Source organism: Sutcliffiella horikoshii (assembly GCF_019931755.1).
Taxonomy (GTDB): Bacteria; Bacillota; Bacilli; order Bacillales; family Bacillaceae_I; genus Sutcliffiella_A; species Sutcliffiella_A horikoshii_E.
Map to the genome: position 1 here is coordinate 3,023,616 of NZ_CP082918.1, position 16,191 is coordinate 3,039,806.

A 16,191-nucleotide genomic window follows, 5' to 3' on the forward strand; every position below is an offset into this window, starting at 1 on the left:
CCGATATGTCAAAAGGTATATAAAACACCTTTTGCGTTCATTTTTTATAGCTTGTAAGACACTTGGATAGAACTCTGTTCAGGACTTATTTCTTGTCCAATCACTGAGAAACCATCCGGCTGTACTTGCAGCCACTCCGTTAAAAAGTTTGTATCTTCTAGTATTCCATTTATATCAAAAAAGAAACGAATTTCTGCTTCTTCTATATGCAAACTTAAAAACAAATGGTTATCTGCTTTTTTGTTAACCGCTTTTTCCAGGTCGGTAAACAAAGAAGAAATCCATTTGCACAATAGCTCATCCGCTTTTGACAGATTTACAGGCTCTCCGATTATCTCGTACTCCATCGAAAATAGTCTCGGCTCCCAATGGAAAGTAATCAGATGTTCTGCAAATGCAGGGGCTTGTAAATTCGTCAAGTTGGATTCATGATTGGCTTCAAGCACAATCTCCTCTATCAAATTATTCACTCGCTCCAAACGTCCAAGCGACAAATTCGCCTTAATCAACTGAATCCGATTAAGCCAATCATGCCTCGAATGACGCAACACATCCAACGTCCCTCTATTTCTCATAATCCCGTACTCCTAGTCCCAACTTTAATTCCAATACCTTCTTAACTATGTCGATTATAGCACAAAAAAAGAAGAAAAGGGGGTCAGACCCCTAAAGGATTTTAGACCTTTATGTCGAAGGGGGCTCAAAGCGCTGCATATAAATCGCTTATAATCACTTGCATTAAAAAAACTCTAACCTAAACATAGGCTAGAGTTCCTTTGGAATTATGCTTCTTGAGCAACAGGATATACGCTAACTTGTTTGCGGTCACGGCCTAGGCGCTCGAAACGAACGATTCCGTCAACCTTCGCGAACAATGTATCGTCGCCACCACGTCCAACGTTTGCTCCTGGGTAAATTTTAGTACCGCGTTGACGGTATAAAATAGAACCACCAGAAACTTGTTGACCGTCTGCACGCTTAGCGCCAAGACGCTTGGACTGAGAGTCACGACCGTTTTTAGTACTACCTACTCCCTTTTTGGAAGCAAAGAACTGAAGATCTAATCTTAACATGTATTCCACCTCCTACTTAGAAATGGTTATATAATTTCCATAGTCACGTTCAATCGTCTCTAAAGACACAACCATACCTTCTAGCAACAGTTGCACTTTCTCATGTGTCGACTCATCCAAGTTGGATGGGACCGAACATTTTAAAAATCCATCTGCCCCTTGCTCAATATCAGGAGTGACCTGACATAATGACATGACCGCGTTCACCGCACCGAAAGATACGGCCGAAACACCGGCACACACAATGTCTGCACCCTTTTTGGCAAAGTTAGCATGTCCAGTTATGGTAAACGATTGGATCAGCTTGTAATCGTCTCGTTTAATTGTAACTTTAATCATCCGATCACCTTTAAATTACAGGTTGATTGCATCAACAGTAACTTTTGTGTAAGGTTGACGATGACCTTGTTTTTTACGGTAGTTTTTCTTCGCTTTGTACTTGAATACAGTAAGCTTCTTCGCACGACCTTGTTTTTCAACTTTAGCCGTTACAGTTGCTCCCGCTACTAGTGGGCTACCAACTTTAACATCGTCGCCACCAACGAAAAGAACCTTGTCGAAAGTTACTACATCTCCAGCAGCACCATCAAGTTTTTCGATGTAGATCGTTTGACCTGCTTCAACCTTGATTTGTTTACCACCTGTTTCAATAATTGCGTACATTCTCTTGCACCTCCTCAATAGACTCAGACTCGCCAGTATCAGGTATATGTAACGAATTCACGCCCATATTTCACGGAACCTGGACTGCGCGGTTGTAGCACGGGTGCTACAAACTAACAAAGAACATCTTAGCATATTCCAAACCCTTATGTCAATAAGGTTTCACAGCGTTTTTACCCTTTCTTTCGCATCCTCGACAGATCCGGCAAAACGTATGTCAAAACGTGGTATCCCGTCTTTTTTTATAAAATAAATCTGAAGACCACTTCGTTCCATTATATCAGAAAACCCCATCAGTTTGTCCACCACTTCCGGACTTGCTTCGACAACAACCGCGTCCACATCGCTTCCTTTAAACTCCAACAGTTCTCGCTCTAGCTGAAAGGTGACGGTATCCAAAGAGAATACCACACCTTTCCCGTCGCACGGCGAACACGGCTGCAACAACATCTTCGTTAACGGCTCCCGAACTTTCTTGCGCGTTAACTGCAACAAATTTAATTCCGTAAATCCAATCACTCTGACATGGGAGCGATCTTTCCGAGCCGCATCCTTCACCTTGCGCAACACCTGCTCCCGCTCACCATCACTGGCCATATCAATGAAGTCAACAATAATGATCCCACCGATCTGCCTTAGTCGCAGCTGTCTGGCAATCTCGACTGCAGCCTCCAGGTTGGTTTTCAACACGGTCTCTTGCAACCCTGTCTTGCCTATGTATTTACCGGTATTCACATCAATGACCGTCATCGCTTCGGTATGTTCAATAATAATGTATCCTCCGCTTGGCAGCCACACAATCCGCTTCAAAGCTTTCTCAAGCTCCTGCTCCATCCCTCTTCTTTTAAAAATGCCTTCCTTGCCTTGATAAAAGCGAACAGGATAGCCTTTCTTTTTTAAAAATTGCGAGGTCCTCGCATCATCCACTTCCACAAGTTTCACTTCAGCCGGTGGAATCTCCCGTACTATTTTCGATAAGAAATGATCCTCTTCATGGACAAGCGAAGGCACCTTGACTGTCTGGCTCTGTTTCTCCTGCACCTCTAGGAACTGTCGCTGCAATTCAAGCAGCTCCGCCTCTACCACATCTGAGGCAACATGCTCGCTTGCTGTTCGTAAAATAACCCCTTCATCCGAAGTCAGCCATTCCTGCAGGAGCTTTCGCCATTCCTGCCTTTTGGCATCCGACATTTTCTTGGAAATGGCTTTGTACTTCCCGTAAGGTTGGTACACAATATGGGTTCCCGGAAACTCTAACAGCCCGGTCAACTTGGCACCTTTCGTCCCCTCGCCCTCCTTCACAACCTGCACAAGAATTGCTTCTCCCTGGTGGACAAAATGGGAAATCCCTTTCTGTTCCTTTTCCGCTTTAGGAAGCGTGGAGGTCTGATAAGAACATAAATGGTCGCGATGAAGATATCCTGGCTTCTTTTGCCCAAAATCAACAAAAGCGGCTTGCATGCCTGGCAGGACATTCACAACGCGACCAATATAAATATTCCCTTCTATCGGATGCGTTGTCGGCCGGTCAATCAAGAGCTCGACAATTTTATCATCCTCTTTTATCGCGACTCTTTTTTCCGTCGCCTTCATATCCATAATTAACTCTATCAATGAATTAGCCTCAGCTTTCGAAGTGAAGTTTTTAGTATGAATACAGGATATCTCCTATATCAATTGTCGTCAACTTCTCCTTGAAATAAGCATGAAGCAGTTCATTTTCATCCAGTGGAGGCTGTTTGTCCTTCCCCTTCATCACAATGATATTGTGTTTGCAGTCTCGCTTAAATTTCTGAAGCACCTGATGAATCTTCTCTTTTTCATCCACCACAATCGGCGTTATCGTAGAAAACGTAGTATTCTTTCCATAATACCTCTCCATCAGAAAACGCATAACGACAAAGTGCCGCTGCTTCCACTCTGTATATAAGGAAAAAAACAGGAAAACGGTGATAATCCATATATTGATGTGTAACGGGTCAATGACCAGATAGGTTGCAAAAAAAAGTGCTAAGAAAATAAAGGAAGCTTGCAATGTTCGCTCGTGCGCCTGAGCAAAAGCGGACGTACGACTGAACAGCAACCCCATGATTTTCCCGCCATCCAACGGCCAGATCGGCAACAGGTTCACAAGGAAAATCATGATGTTAAAAGTAAAGAACATTTCCCACATGCCTGCTGATAGATAGCCAAGCTTGAAAAGAAGGAATGCACCCGCTGAAAGCCATACATGCTGCAACGGACCGGCAAGCGTTACAACCAACTCCTCTTTCAACGGACGGTTGCCATGCTCCTCCATCTCGGCAACCCCACCAAATGGCAGCAACAACACTTGTTTGATGCGCCAGTTGTAATGCGTTGCCGCAACTCCATGGCCCAATTCATGGATAAAGACAATGAAAAATAAGATAAGCAACTCCCGGAAATTTGCTGTTAGGATGGCCAACCCGGCGAGAAACCACATAAGGGGATGTACATGAATCTTTTGTAAAAGCCTTAGCCATTTATTATTCAAATGAGATCACCTGCATAGGGTCGATAAATTCATTATCTTTTTGGATGGCAAAATAAAACATCCCTTTTGAACCGTCCTCAAGCACCGTCGTTTTGCCAAGTACGTCGCCTGTTTCAATAAAATCAAAAAGCTTCACTTCTACTTCTCCAAGCTGCCCATACCACGTATAGCTATCATCAGGGTGCTGGATGATGATCGTCTTGCCTGTGTCCTCCCTGTTTCCAACAAACGACACAAACCCACCATTCATGGCCTCTACATTGGAATGAGCCAGCGTTTCCACCATCACGCCTTGCCCATTCACCTCAAAGCTTTCGAAAACTCGTCCAGAAGCCGGGATGACATAATCATCAGCATTAATGTTTGACTGATCTGTGTTTTTCGGCAATGGCAATAACGCCAATGATTTTCCGAATTTCTCCTCATACCATGAGGTGAATGCTGCAAATTGAAAACTCTGCTCCATTGTTTCTGAAACAAACTGACGAGGCTTTTCAAAAGCACTCGTAGGATTTTGGAACATGATGGCTACCACCAGCACAAGAATCGCCGATGCCAAGATTTTAAACAGGAAAAGCTCCTTGTTGAACAGCGGATGCCCGCCACCTCCATCAGGTCCCCTTTCATAAGAAGTGTAACTAGAACCCCCATACTTTTCCTCATCCCTCACAAGCTGTTGCATTGCTCCTTTGTTATTCTGTTTCGGCAACTGATTCTGCCGCTGCCGTCTTCTCTTTGCGGCCCTTCTTCTTATTTCCTCTATCCGATCATTCATACAAACACCCTTCCCGCAAATAGGTTTGTACCATTTTATGACTTGTCCGGGGAGGATATGACGGGGCAAAAAAGAAAATAGACCTCCCCTTAAAGAGAAAGTCTATCTATATTCGGAATTATTTATTTTTACACTACCATTCCCACTTATAGTAGGTTCTTTAATGAACCTAGCACTTCCATGAATATCTATCAAACCGTTCCCTTTTACACTAACATTTTGCTGGAAATCCCCAGACCCTTTTATTCGAACTTCATTACTACCACCAATATCTAATGACCTATTAAAAACACCAGGCCCTTCAATTAATAAATAGCCTTTATGGGATCCTTTTAGATCTACATTTCCATTAAAAATAACTGAACCATATATTTCTAGTTTTGCTTGAGCTTTTATATCTACATGCTCATTTATTACAAAGCTGCCTCTTAAAATACAATGATCTTTTGCTTTTAGAGTAATAGTTCCATTTTTCTTTTTATTTAACAAACAACTTTCTCCCTCGTTAACAACTGGAGGAGTAGATGGATTTTCATCTTCCGGATCAGGGTCAGGATTGGGGTCTGGTATTACTTCCGGATCAGGATTTTGATTTTCAGGATTCGGGTTTAAACCACTTGAATTGTTTTTAATCTGGACAACTTCTTTTTCTTCGTAAACTTTCCCATCAATTATTGCTCTACTAGTGTATTCAATACGATAGTACCCTTTCTCTTCCGAAATAGAACTAAAGCCAACTTGAAAAGATTGATCACTTGATTCAGCAGGTAATAAGATTGGTGGGGATTCTTCAATTGATATTAGCCTATTACGTATTTCATTAAGACTCATCGTTGTTTCCCCATTTAACTCTCCAACTTTAGTTGCAATTTCATTTCTAAAAAAATGTTTCCCCATATCCAAAAGATTTTCTGATTGAATAATCGTTTCTGATTTTTTATTTTGCATGGTACTGTTCATGACGCCGCTGACTAATGGTGGAGTAATTAATCCAATAATTACTATCAGTAATAAAGCTAATAGAAGTGTATATCCTGATTCGTTCCTGAATATCTCTTTCAATTACAAATCCCCTCCTCTTAATCTTTCCTGTTAATATAGTGAAATGTGTCATAAATAAATCGTTCTGATTCATTTTTCAACGGTTGACTTATTCGAATATGAAGGCGGTATAAATTTAGAGTTTCTTCGCTAGCAGTTTGGCAAATATCAATATATGTAAAATAATCTTTGTTATTAATATTAAAAACTAATTTTTCAGGGTCTGATGCATCTGGTTGCATTTGTAAATCATCAGAGAGGTATGAACTAATTGAGAGTGGAGAAAGACATGAGAAATTACGGTTAGGGTTTTCTTCTAATAGGTCTATTATACTACTTTTATCTACACTATACAAAATAGTATCAGCAATATTCATGCTAGTTAAATTATCTTCTTCTCGGACAGAATGCAATAACGCTTGTGAAAAAAAGCTCAAAAATGATAGAATTATAATACTAAGTATAACAATGGATAATAAAACCTCCAGTAAAGTAAATCCTTTTTCTTCTTTGAAATTTTCCATTATTACCTACCTACTTTTCTACAGCTAACTTTAATTCATGTTACTAATTACCCAAAAAAGATGGTGAAAATGTGTCTACAAAAAGAATACTCAATGATCATGGCCTTACACTGATTGAATTACTGGCGACAATTGTCATTAGCTCCATGATTATCAGCTTGATAACAAGTGTCTTCATTTCAAGCTTTAAGCAAAATGAACTAGTTAATAGCCATAATTACTTGAGACAGGAAGCTAATCTTATTATTAGCAAATTGAGGCAAAATCATCAAGATAATTCTTACAATCTCTGTTATGAAACAAATAATCAACTATATTTAGACAATCAATTATCAAATCAACTTGCTTTAGATAAATACTATTTTACCAATGTTGTCATTGAGAACTTGAATAAGTCTATTGAGAGAAGTGGGCAATGCATAGAAAACGTGGATGTATTAGCTCCTTTGTTTATACAATTTACTCTACATAACGAGAATGGGCAAAAATTTGAAATGAATACAGTTATTAATAGATTAAAACCGGTTGAGCTTACCCAACCGCCTGTAGAAGATGAGGATGTTGAGGAAGAGATAGACGATAATCCAGATAACTATCAAGGTGATACCGCCGGAAGATGTACATATGAAGGTAACACTAAAACTAATGCTACAACATTCGCGCCAACTTGGGGGACAAATTGTCCCGTTACAAAAGTTAATAATGGCAGTTTAATGTTATTGAAGGATGCTACTGTCTTTTCCCAAATAAATGTTGACCATGATTTTATTGCCACAAGATCGTATAGAATGGATAACACCGCTGAACTGTATGTTGGACAAAATGCAAATTTCAAAAACAATATTAGTCTTTTCACAGGCACTTCCGCATACATTACGAGTAACATGCATGTCGAAAGAAATGTTGAGCTACATAATAATAGTAATCTAACTATAGGAAGAGATGTCACCATTCTCGAAGAACTAAATATGTATACTAATTCAGAGTTGCATATCGGAAGAAACTTTACTGTTCATAAACCAGTAACTTTAGAGAATAGTAGCGTTATAAACGTAGGTAAAGATGCTTTCATAAATGATTCACTTGATATAAAAGGAAACACCGTTGTGGAAATAAACGGAAACTATAATATCAAGGGGTCAACAAAACTTCAACATAACACACAATTAGAAATTTTTGGTGATGCAGTTTTTCAATCACCCATTGAACTTAGTGGAGGTCATGGAGGTAGAGTATGTATTCGTGGTACAGCTAGCTTCTCCCCTTCGCAAAATACTAGCAGAATTTATACTATGTCTTCTTGCCAAGGACAGCCAGAAGGTAGTATATACGTTTTAAATAACCAATAAAACATAGTGTTTTCTAATTGAACCCTTATCTGATGTTCCCAAGTTTGTCTTTTCTCTTTATATATCAAAATAGACCTGTCTTTTTTTAAATCTGTACCCCTTGTGAAGAACATTTTAAAAAATAGTTAGGCTCCTTTTATAAGATGATCCACTGAACAGGGGTCATCTTTTTATATTCCACCAATCACACTTTTTTATCTATTTTTCATAAAAAACCTGTGCAGTGGACTTTTTTATAGTGTCTCCTACACAGGGTACAGTTTATTTTCGAGCAAGCTTTTCTTAATTTATTTTATTTATCATGTACAACTTCAATCCGATTCGTCCAAATATACCCCGTGAAATTCTCCGGAACCCGCTCCATATCCTCCTCTGAATCAAAGCCTTCTGAAAACCCACCATCACCAGCTACAATGATTACTCTTGTATCCACGTTATCCATTCTCTGCTGGAATTTACCTGACCATCCCCATAAGAACGGACCTATCTTTTCAGGAATATGTAGTTGAGTTTCTTCACAGGCTTCAGGTACATAACCGGTCCAACCAATTGCGATATATGGAATTAGGCAGCTTTTGATTGTACCTTTGGACATCACCCTTACATCAGGCATCTCTTCTTTAAAACTAGAAATAGGTTGATCACCACCATATACAGCTAAGCTTTGCATATTGCTTTGAGGATTGTTTTTCAAATAATCTGCCAACAGAACACCTTCTTCTGGGTCGTCGCTCTTTATGTGAATCAGAAGTTCCTTATCAGGGAATTGTTCCAATACTTCCCCAAGCGTCGGAATAAGTCCTACCCCTTTTCCCCTAAATGGATACGTCTTGCCTCCATCTGCAGTATAACCGTATCCGACATCCAATTGTCGCAGTTCTTCCATCGTGTGTTCACGGGTCACGCCTTCTCCGTCTGTTCTACACTCTAATGTCCAGTCATGAAAAACGGCGAACTCACCATCTGTTGTAGGATGCACGTCTAGCTCCACCACATCTGCTCCAAGGCGGAAAGCTTCTTCCATCGACGAGACCGTGTTTTCGATATAAGAATGCTCCGGTTCGTAAATTCTCTCCGCTGTACATGAATCCCACTTAATTTCGTCCATTGAGAACGTTTGATGAACACCCCTATGAGCCAGTAGTTTAGGTTCACTATTCTCCTTATCCATGAAGAGAGAGGTGTTATTCAAGAACATAAAACCAACCAATAATACCATGCCTATGCAAATATATTTGAGTGCCTTTTTAATTTTTTTCATTTCATCATGACCTCTTTTCCCAAAACAAAGCCGCCCCTAAAAAAGAGGCGGCCTCATCATTTCCTTAGCGTACACCAAAGAATTTTTTAATTTTAAACATAACTCCCTTGTTTTCGTCTTCAAGGGATTGTAGTGGAACGGATTCACCAAGGATTCGCCTTGCGATGTTGCGGTAGGCGATGGATGCTCTGCTTGTTGTATCCATGACGATTGGTTCGCCGCTGTTGGAAGCGCGGATGACACTGTCATCATCTGCAACGATTCCGATGATATCAATTGCCAAGATGGATACAATTTCATCTACATCCAGCATCTCACCGTTCTTCACCATATGGTTGCGGATACGGTTGACGACAAGTCTTGGTGGTTCCATGTTTTCTTCTTTTTCAAGCAGGCCGATAATTCGGTCTGCGTCTCTAACAGAAGAAACTTCAGGTGTGGTCACGACAATGGCTCTGTCTGCGCCGGCAATGGCGTTTTGGAAGCCTTGTTCGATTCCTGCAGGACAATCTATAATAATATAATCATAGTCTTGCTTTAACTCTGCAACTAGTTTTTTCATCTGTTCAGGTTTTACTGCCGATTTGTCACTCGTTTGAGCGGCCGGCAGGAGCTTTAAGCATTCAAAGCGTTTATCATTGATTAGAGCCTGGTGTGTTTTGCAACGTCCTTCGATAACGTCCACTAGGTCATAGATAATACGGTTTTCAAGCCCCATGACAACATCGAGGTTGCGAAGCCCGATATCTGTATCTACTAAACATACTCTTTTTCCTTGTAAGGCAAGAGCCGTTCCGATATTTGCAGAAGTTGTTGTCTTGCCGACTCCACCTTTACCAGAAGTAATTACGATAGCCTCTCCCACTTGTTACATTCTCCTTTCAAGCCGTGTTAACATCGGTCTTAGTTGTGAAAGCAATTGTAAGCGGTCTATGACAATTTGATCTGAATCATTTATATAGGCGCACTCCATTTCACTGCTTCCTTCTAGTTGCTCACTTAAATCTGGAGCGCGGTTTATCGTGTTATCGATAGAAAGCAAGGTTGGCTTCATCAAGCTGGCTGCAATGACGGCATCTTTTTTGCCTTGAAGCCCTGCATATGCGCTTCCGCGTAATGCGCCAAGCACAAAGACATTGCCTCCTGCCTTCACTGTTCCACCAGGATTGACATCGCCGATGAGAAGGAGGTCGCCTTCTACCTCAAGCACCTGTCCTGAACGGATCATCCGTGCAACAGGAACGATTTCTGATTCCTTTTTCCACTGGATAGCCTGTTCTTTTGTGACGACATTGCTTTCGATGTCTTCCACGATAAAGTTTTTCTTGCTTCGTATTACATCTCGCAGTTTTTCTTGCTGCTTATTGGTTAGAAAACGATTCCCTACTTTTAAACGTACTCCAAGGAGCGGGGATTCGTCTGGATTGCTATTCGACGTTAGTTTTGCTTCTATTTCAGCTAAAAGCTCTTGAAATGAGCATGTATCATCGAGATGCAGGGTTAGCCCCTCTTTTGTGCCCTTAATGGTTACATACTGTTGTTTTTGTCTATTCACGACGTTCACCTCAACAAGTATATAATTCGACATCGTCCTTCTATTTCCTTTTTCCTATACTCATAAAATAAAAAAAGATTGCTAGAATTAGTATGTAATGGAAAAGCCCGTCCCAATAAATGGGATTGGGCTTAAGTTAACTCATCTTTCTGCTCAATTGCTAGGCGTTCCATGAAAAGTTTGATTGGGAAGAGCAGGATCAATGCGATGATGGCATTGAAGATGAGTGTTGGTATCATGCGTATGGATAGGAAGTCGGAATGTGTCAGTTCGGTAGTCCCGATAAGTGAGTGAATGCCAAATACGAGATGCTCTGTAATGGAGATGGAGACCAATACCATTAGGAATGAAATTAAGTAATTTGTATTCACAAAACGTAAAATGCTAGACACAATGTAGACCGATATTCCAAATGCAAACAGGTAGACACCCAGTATTTCTGTGTAAACCACATCGTACAAAAAGCCGAATAGCATCGCACAGATTAAGCCAACATATGGACTTGTGTAAATGGCACACAGTACAATGACAATCAGCATAAATCTTGGCACAATGATCCAATCTTCATGAAAATTATGCAGTCCAAAGAAATCGACACTCATACTTTCCAGGATAAACAAGAAAAGAAGCAGGGCTGGTAAGACGTATTTTCTCACTCAGAGCCCCCCTCTTCAGATGCTTCTTCTTCTGATTCGACTGGTTCATCACCTGATATTAGTGTTCGTTTGACTATCATCACTTGGTTGATGTCATAGAAATCCGCTGCAGGCTTAACATAAGCCATTTGCGTTAATCCATACTCATCTGCCACTACTTCGGTTACTTCTCCGATCATTAATCCTTCAGGGAATACACCACCAAGACCTGATGAAAGAACGGTTTCCCCTTCTTTTACTTCCGCTTGGTGAGGGATCCGTTTTAATAGCAGGGCACCTTTTTCTTCATCATATCCTTCAATCAATCCGAAGATATCTTCTTCTCCTTGTATGTAGGCAGAGATTCGATTCTTAGGATCCAATGAACTCAACAATTGCACAGTGGAAGTGAAAGCATTGGCCTGTTTGATTTTACCGATCAGTCCGCCTGATGTGATGACGGCCATGTCTTTTTCAACGCCATTTTGCTTACCCTTGTTCACTGTAATTTGTTCGACCCATTGGTCTGGGTTTCTGCCAATGACAGTGGCTGGTTTTGGCTCATAATCGCTCAATGAATCGAGCTCGCCGATCACTTCACGGAATTCTTCATTTTCTTGTTCTAGCTTTTGGACTTTCGTTTCTAAAAGAGCATATTCTTCTAGTCTAGCACGCAGCAGTTTATTCTCTTCATACGTATCCTTTAGATATCCTACATTATCAAAGAAACCCGCGACAACATGTGCGGGCCTATAAAAGATAGATTGGACAAAGCCTGTGGAGTCCTTTACGAACTGTTCAGGCCATGTCAAATCGTCCCGTTCTTTTAAAGAGAAACCAATCAATGCCACCAGAAAAATTAAGCTCACCAACAAAATAATCAACCTTTTATTGAGGAAAAATTGTGGCATGACTTAACACCTACTTAGCGATAATCTCTTGATTTCTTTTTAAACTCATCAATATAATCCAGTGCTTTCCCTGTTCCGATGGCAACACAATCCAATGGGTTTTCAGCAATGATGACTGGCATTTTTGTTTCTTCACTAATTACTTTATCTAAGTTGCGAAGTAAAGCTCCGCCACCGGTAAGTACAATTCCACGGTCCATAATATCAGAAGCTAATTCTGGTGGAGTGCGTTCTAATGTCGCTTTTACAGAATCTACAATGGCAGTTACTGTATCTTTAAGCGCTTCTCCCACTTCTTTAGCAGTGATTTCTACCGTTTTCGGTAAACCTGTTAACAGGTCACGGCCACGGATATCCATTGGTTCAATGCCCTCTGGATCTCCTGCTGAACCTACTTCAAGCTTCAATGCTTCCGCTGTACGCTCACCAATCATCAGGTTGTAATGCTTGCGGATATACGCGATGATCGCATCATCCATTTCATCCCCGGCAACACGGATAGATTGGCTGGTAACAATTCCACCTAGGGAAATGATCGCAACTTCTGTCGTACCGCCACCGATATCAACTACCATACTTCCTGTTGGTTCCCAAACCGGAAGATTGGCACCGATTGCTGCTGCAAAAGGTTCTTCGATTGGGTATGCATCACGTGCACCTGCTTGGCGAGTCGCATCGATTACTGCTCTCTCTTCTACCGCTGTGATTCCAGATGGTACACATACCATCACATAAGGCTTGCGGGAGAAGGAGCTTTTGTTTTTCAACGCTTGTTTAATATAATATTTCATCATCGTTGCCGTTGTTTCGTAATCAGCAATAACCCCGTCTTTCATCGGACGCAATGCGACAACATTTCCCGGCGTACGACCGATCATGTTCTTTGCATCGTTCCCGACAGCAACAATGGCTCTTGTGTCAGTTTGCAGCGCCACAACAGACGGCTCACGGACAACAATCCCTTTTCCTTTAATAAAAACTAATGTATTGGCTGTTCCCAAGTCAATACCAAGATCTCTCGTTCCAAACATATAAGTGTATCTCCCTTTCTGATACTAATGCGTAATAGTGGTAAATGAAAAGTGATTAAACGGACGAAGCATGCCCATATATTTTCATCAACATGTGGATAACGTTTATTGTAGAAATTTGATGGATTAAGAAGGTTGTCCTTCCAAACTCATGAGTAATATTATAGCGTAGGATATGAAAAAAGCATAGTACTTACACGTAGCCTTTTTCTTTCAAACTGATGAATTTCTGATCGCCGATGATTAAATGGTCCAAAAGCTCTATGCCGATAAGCTTTCCGCACTCACTCAAACGTTTCGTCACATCTATGTCCTCACGACTTGGTGCCGGGTCACCGGATGGATGATTATGGATACAAATGAAGGAGGCTGCAGAACGCCTGAAGGCTTCCTTAAACACCTCACGCGGATGGACGATGCTTGCATTCAAGCTCCCAATGAAGACGGTCTGCTGATGAAGAACCTGATTTTTCGTATTTAAGTAGAGACAGACAAAATGCTCTTGTGATAAAAAGCGCATATCTTCCATGACGAAATTTGCTGCATCTTCTGGTGATCGGATGACATACCTGTCCTCATATTGCAGTCGGTGAATTCTTCTCCCAAGCTCCACCGCTGCCATTAATTGAACAGCCTTTACCTTTCCTATACCTTTTGTATCTGTAATCTCTTCGATGGAAGCGTCCTTTAACAATCGCAACCCTTCAAAATTCACCAATAACTTGTTTGCAAGCTGCAAGACCGATTCTTCTTTTGATCCTGTACGAAGCAGGATTGCTAAAAGCTCATGATTGGACAGGCTTTTTGGCCCATCCTGAATCATTCTCTCTCTTGGCCGTTGATCTTCAGGGTAATCTTTAATCATCAGTGCCGTGGATTTAGTGGATTCCATTTCGCTCTTCCTCCTCTTATTACAGATGGAGGGTCATGCAACGACCATTTTATCGAAAGCTTTTCAGTTCACGAACCGTTCTTGAAAGGGGAAGTCCCACAATAGAAAAGTAATCTCCTTTAATTTCTTTTACAAAAAGAGCTCCTACTTCTTGGATACCATAAGAACCTGCCTTGTCCATCGGTTCTCCTGATCTAATGTAGAAATTAATATCTTCATCTGTCAGTTCCCAAAACGTAACAGACGTCTTTTCATAAAAAGTTACTTCTTTTTCCTGACTTAGAATAGCCACCCCACTGATGACATGGTGTGTGTTTCCACTTAATGTTCGCAATGTGGCTCTTGCCTCTTCTTCACTTTCAGGTTTCCCAAGCACTTTATCGCCAAGAACGACTATCGTATCAGAGCCGATCACAACGGCTTCTTGATTTTCTTGATAAACGCTTTGAGCTTTTTGATAGGCAAGAGAAGTGGCGATTTCTTCTGGTGATAATTCTGGGTCAAAGGTTTCTTCAATGTTACTTACCTTTACTGTAAATGGGAGATGTACTTGTTGGAGAAGTTCCTTTCTTCTGGGGGATCCTGAGGCTAAAATAAGAGGTTTCATGTTTTATCACCTTCCGCTAGTAGTCAAAAATTTTCGAGAGATACAGGTTAATCCTATCACAAAAAAACTTGTAAGAACAAATATCTTTTAGCGTTTTGAAAAGATTGTTTTTTGGACAGAAAAAAAGCCTCAAAATTGGTTTTTGAGGCTTGAATCTACTCTTTAATACAAAAACGCGGTTGCGTCTAATAGTTTTTGCTGGGCATTCCATAAGGTTTCTGCACTATTGGATTCTTGGTATGACTTAATGTCTTCGAAGGCGCCGGCAAGTGATGTTTTCCATCCTTTTGTTACGTCTGTTAGTTCTGTATCTTTAATGGCTGCCACTTTTTCAAAGGAGGCATTTAGGCTTTCCACGGTAGCGCTGTCAAGCGAGCTGCCTTGTAAAAGTTGAGCTGTTGCAACAGTCAGCTGATTGTACAGCACTTGTCCTTCTTGAATTAAAAGTGCGTCCTGTTCCGTAAGAGAGTCTATTGTTTTTTCTGATAGAGTCAGTTCTTTTGCAAAAGGTTCAAAGCCTTTAGCCTGGACCCCCGTTGCAATTTGTTTCATTCCATCGACACTATGTCCTACTGCCATCAAAACAAAGGTAGGTTCAGATCCGACTGCGACTGCAGGGAAACCTGCAGCTTTCAATCTGTCCATTTCCGCATTGGCACCATCCATTGTGGAAAAAGCACCAGCTTGAAGAACAGATATACTTTGAGCAGGGATCGTCGCAGTTCCATCTCCATTGACTGCTGCAGGGGTCTCTGGTACTTCATTTGTATCTGTTGGAGCCGGTGCAGCAGTTGGTACAGAAGGATTTACTGGTGATTCTGACATGTTCATCACTCCAAGAATGAGAAAGCCGAGACAAGTACCAATTCCAATAGCCATACCAATGGATACTAATAACTGTTTTGAGAAGGATGGAGGGACCAACTTTTTCTTTTTACCAAATGGGGCTGGACGCACTTTGGAACCTTTTCCTTTTTCCTTATTAAGCTGGCGGAGATCTTCAATATAAGAGGGCGTAGTTGAAGTATCTTTACTATCTTTTGATGGTGTTGGTGTTTCTTCTGGAAGGACCCATTCAAATTCTTCTTCCTTTTTCTCTGCTGCCGCAGCGGACTCATCCACAATGATAATCGGCAGTTCCTCTTCTGGGAGATCTTCCTTTACTGGGACTTCTTTTTGTTTAGGTTGGACACTTTCCTTTCTGTTCTTTTTTTTCTTTTTACTGTGGCCGTATGAACTTTCTTTCCCGTTAATTTTTATTTTCAGCTGGTGATTGTCCACTTTTCCCACCTCCGTGTACATTTGACAATTTTTGTCTTGGTCAGATTTGTTTCATCCTATCATAGGCCATAAAAAAAA

19 protein-coding genes and 1 other annotated feature are annotated in these 16,191 nt (G+C 40.9%); of the genes, 1 reads left to right on the forward strand and 18 read right to left on the reverse strand.

Going from position 1 to position 16,191, the window contains the following annotated elements:
- Positions 1–44: 44 nt before the first annotated feature.
- From K7887_RS15595 to K7887_RS15635, 9 genes are all read right to left on the reverse strand, one after another.
- On the reverse strand, positions 45–575 hold the full coding sequence (locus K7887_RS15595) for a Spo0B C-terminal domain-containing protein (RefSeq protein WP_223490393.1): 531 nt from the start codon (positions 573–575) through the stop codon (positions 45–47).
- A gap of 207 nt (positions 576–782) precedes the next feature.
- Positions 783–1,073, reverse strand: coding sequence for a 50S ribosomal protein L27 (gene rpmA, locus K7887_RS15600; protein WP_010195927.1), 291 nt, complete (start codon positions 1,071–1,073; stop codon positions 783–785).
- A gap of 12 nt (positions 1,074–1,085) precedes the next feature.
- Positions 1,086–1,412: a ribosomal-processing cysteine protease Prp gene (locus K7887_RS15605; protein ID WP_223490395.1), complete on the reverse strand. Its 327-nt coding sequence runs from the start codon at positions 1,410–1,412 to the stop codon at positions 1,086–1,088.
- Between the two features lie 15 nt (positions 1,413–1,427).
- Positions 1,428–1,736: a 50S ribosomal protein L21 gene (gene rplU, locus K7887_RS15610; protein ID WP_010195925.1), complete on the reverse strand. Its 309-nt coding sequence runs from the start codon at positions 1,734–1,736 to the stop codon at positions 1,428–1,430.
- A 15-nt stretch (positions 1,737–1,751) separates the two neighbouring features.
- Positions 1,752–1,840: a sequence feature (ribosomal protein L21 leader region), on the reverse strand.
- Positions 1,841–1,898: 58 nt separating this feature from the next.
- Complete coding sequence (locus K7887_RS15615; protein ID WP_223490397.1) at positions 1,899–3,350, reverse strand: Rne/Rng family ribonuclease; 1,452 nt, start codon at positions 3,348–3,350, stop codon at positions 1,899–1,901.
- 31 nt (positions 3,351–3,381) lie between these two features.
- Positions 3,382–4,251 carry a M50 family metallopeptidase gene (locus K7887_RS15620; protein WP_223490399.1) on the reverse strand — a complete coding sequence of 290 codons (870 nt, stop codon included), beginning with the start codon at positions 4,249–4,251 and terminating at the stop codon, positions 3,382–3,384.
- A complete protein-coding gene (locus K7887_RS15625; RefSeq protein WP_223490400.1) occupies positions 4,244–5,026 on the reverse strand; it encodes a M23 family metallopeptidase in 783 nt (260 codons plus the stop codon). The genes K7887_RS15620 and K7887_RS15625 overlap by 8 nt, the downstream gene beginning before the upstream one ends.
- A 102-nt stretch (positions 5,027–5,128) precedes the next feature.
- Positions 5,129–6,088, reverse strand: coding sequence for a hypothetical protein (locus tag K7887_RS15630; protein WP_223490401.1), 960 nt, complete (start codon positions 6,086–6,088; stop codon positions 5,129–5,131).
- A 17-nt stretch (positions 6,089–6,105) separates the two neighbouring features.
- Complete coding sequence (locus tag K7887_RS15635) at positions 6,106–6,591, reverse strand: prepilin-type N-terminal cleavage/methylation domain-containing protein (RefSeq protein ID WP_223490402.1); 486 nt, start codon at positions 6,589–6,591, stop codon at positions 6,106–6,108.
- A gap of 71 nt (positions 6,592–6,662) precedes the next feature.
- Here K7887_RS15635 and K7887_RS15640 point away from each other — a divergent pair, with 71 nt between their 5' ends.
- The gene (locus K7887_RS15640) at positions 6,663–7,940 is read left to right on the forward strand and encodes a PulJ/GspJ family protein (protein ID WP_223490403.1); all 1,278 of its coding nucleotides are present in this window, start codon (positions 6,663–6,665) and stop codon (positions 7,938–7,940) included.
- Positions 7,941–8,232: 292 nt separating this feature from the next.
- On the opposite strand, the gene K7887_RS15645 is transcribed toward K7887_RS15640, so the two are convergent.
- From K7887_RS15645 to K7887_RS15685, 9 genes are all read right to left on the reverse strand, one after another.
- The gene (locus K7887_RS15645) at positions 8,233–9,201 is read right to left on the reverse strand and encodes a glycerophosphodiester phosphodiesterase family protein (RefSeq protein ID WP_223490404.1); all 969 of its coding nucleotides are present in this window, start codon (positions 9,199–9,201) and stop codon (positions 8,233–8,235) included.
- A gap of 64 nt (positions 9,202–9,265) precedes the next feature.
- Complete coding sequence (gene minD, locus K7887_RS15650; protein WP_010195909.1) at positions 9,266–10,066, reverse strand: septum site-determining protein MinD; 801 nt, start codon at positions 10,064–10,066, stop codon at positions 9,266–9,268.
- A 3-nt stretch (positions 10,067–10,069) separates the two neighbouring features.
- Positions 10,070–10,789: a septum site-determining protein MinC gene (gene minC / locus K7887_RS15655; protein WP_317849214.1), complete on the reverse strand. Its 720-nt coding sequence runs from the start codon at positions 10,787–10,789 to the stop codon at positions 10,070–10,072.
- Positions 10,790–10,887: 98 nt separating this feature from the next.
- On the reverse strand, positions 10,888–11,412 hold the full coding sequence (gene mreD / locus K7887_RS15660) for a rod shape-determining protein MreD (RefSeq protein ID WP_223490406.1): 525 nt from the start codon (positions 11,410–11,412) through the stop codon (positions 10,888–10,890).
- Positions 11,409–12,302 carry a rod shape-determining protein MreC gene (gene mreC, locus K7887_RS15665; RefSeq protein WP_223490408.1) on the reverse strand — a complete coding sequence of 298 codons (894 nt, stop codon included), beginning with the start codon at positions 12,300–12,302 and terminating at the stop codon, positions 11,409–11,411. Before mreC ends, mreD begins: the two co-directional genes overlap by 4 nt.
- A gap of 14 nt (positions 12,303–12,316) precedes the next feature.
- On the reverse strand, positions 12,317–13,333 hold the full coding sequence (locus K7887_RS15670; RefSeq protein WP_223490410.1) for a rod shape-determining protein: 1,017 nt from the start codon (positions 13,331–13,333) through the stop codon (positions 12,317–12,319).
- A 193-nt stretch (positions 13,334–13,526) separates the two neighbouring features.
- On the reverse strand, positions 13,527–14,225 hold the full coding sequence (radC, locus tag K7887_RS15675; RefSeq protein ID WP_223490412.1) for a RadC family protein: 699 nt from the start codon (positions 14,223–14,225) through the stop codon (positions 13,527–13,529).
- A gap of 49 nt (positions 14,226–14,274) precedes the next feature.
- Positions 14,275–14,832, reverse strand: coding sequence for a Maf family protein (locus tag K7887_RS15680; protein WP_223490414.1), 558 nt, complete (start codon positions 14,830–14,832; stop codon positions 14,275–14,277).
- A gap of 162 nt (positions 14,833–14,994) precedes the next feature.
- Positions 14,995–16,113: a hypothetical protein gene (locus tag K7887_RS15685; RefSeq protein ID WP_223490416.1), complete on the reverse strand. Its 1,119-nt coding sequence runs from the start codon at positions 16,111–16,113 to the stop codon at positions 14,995–14,997.
- Positions 16,114–16,191: the final 78 nt, after the last annotated feature.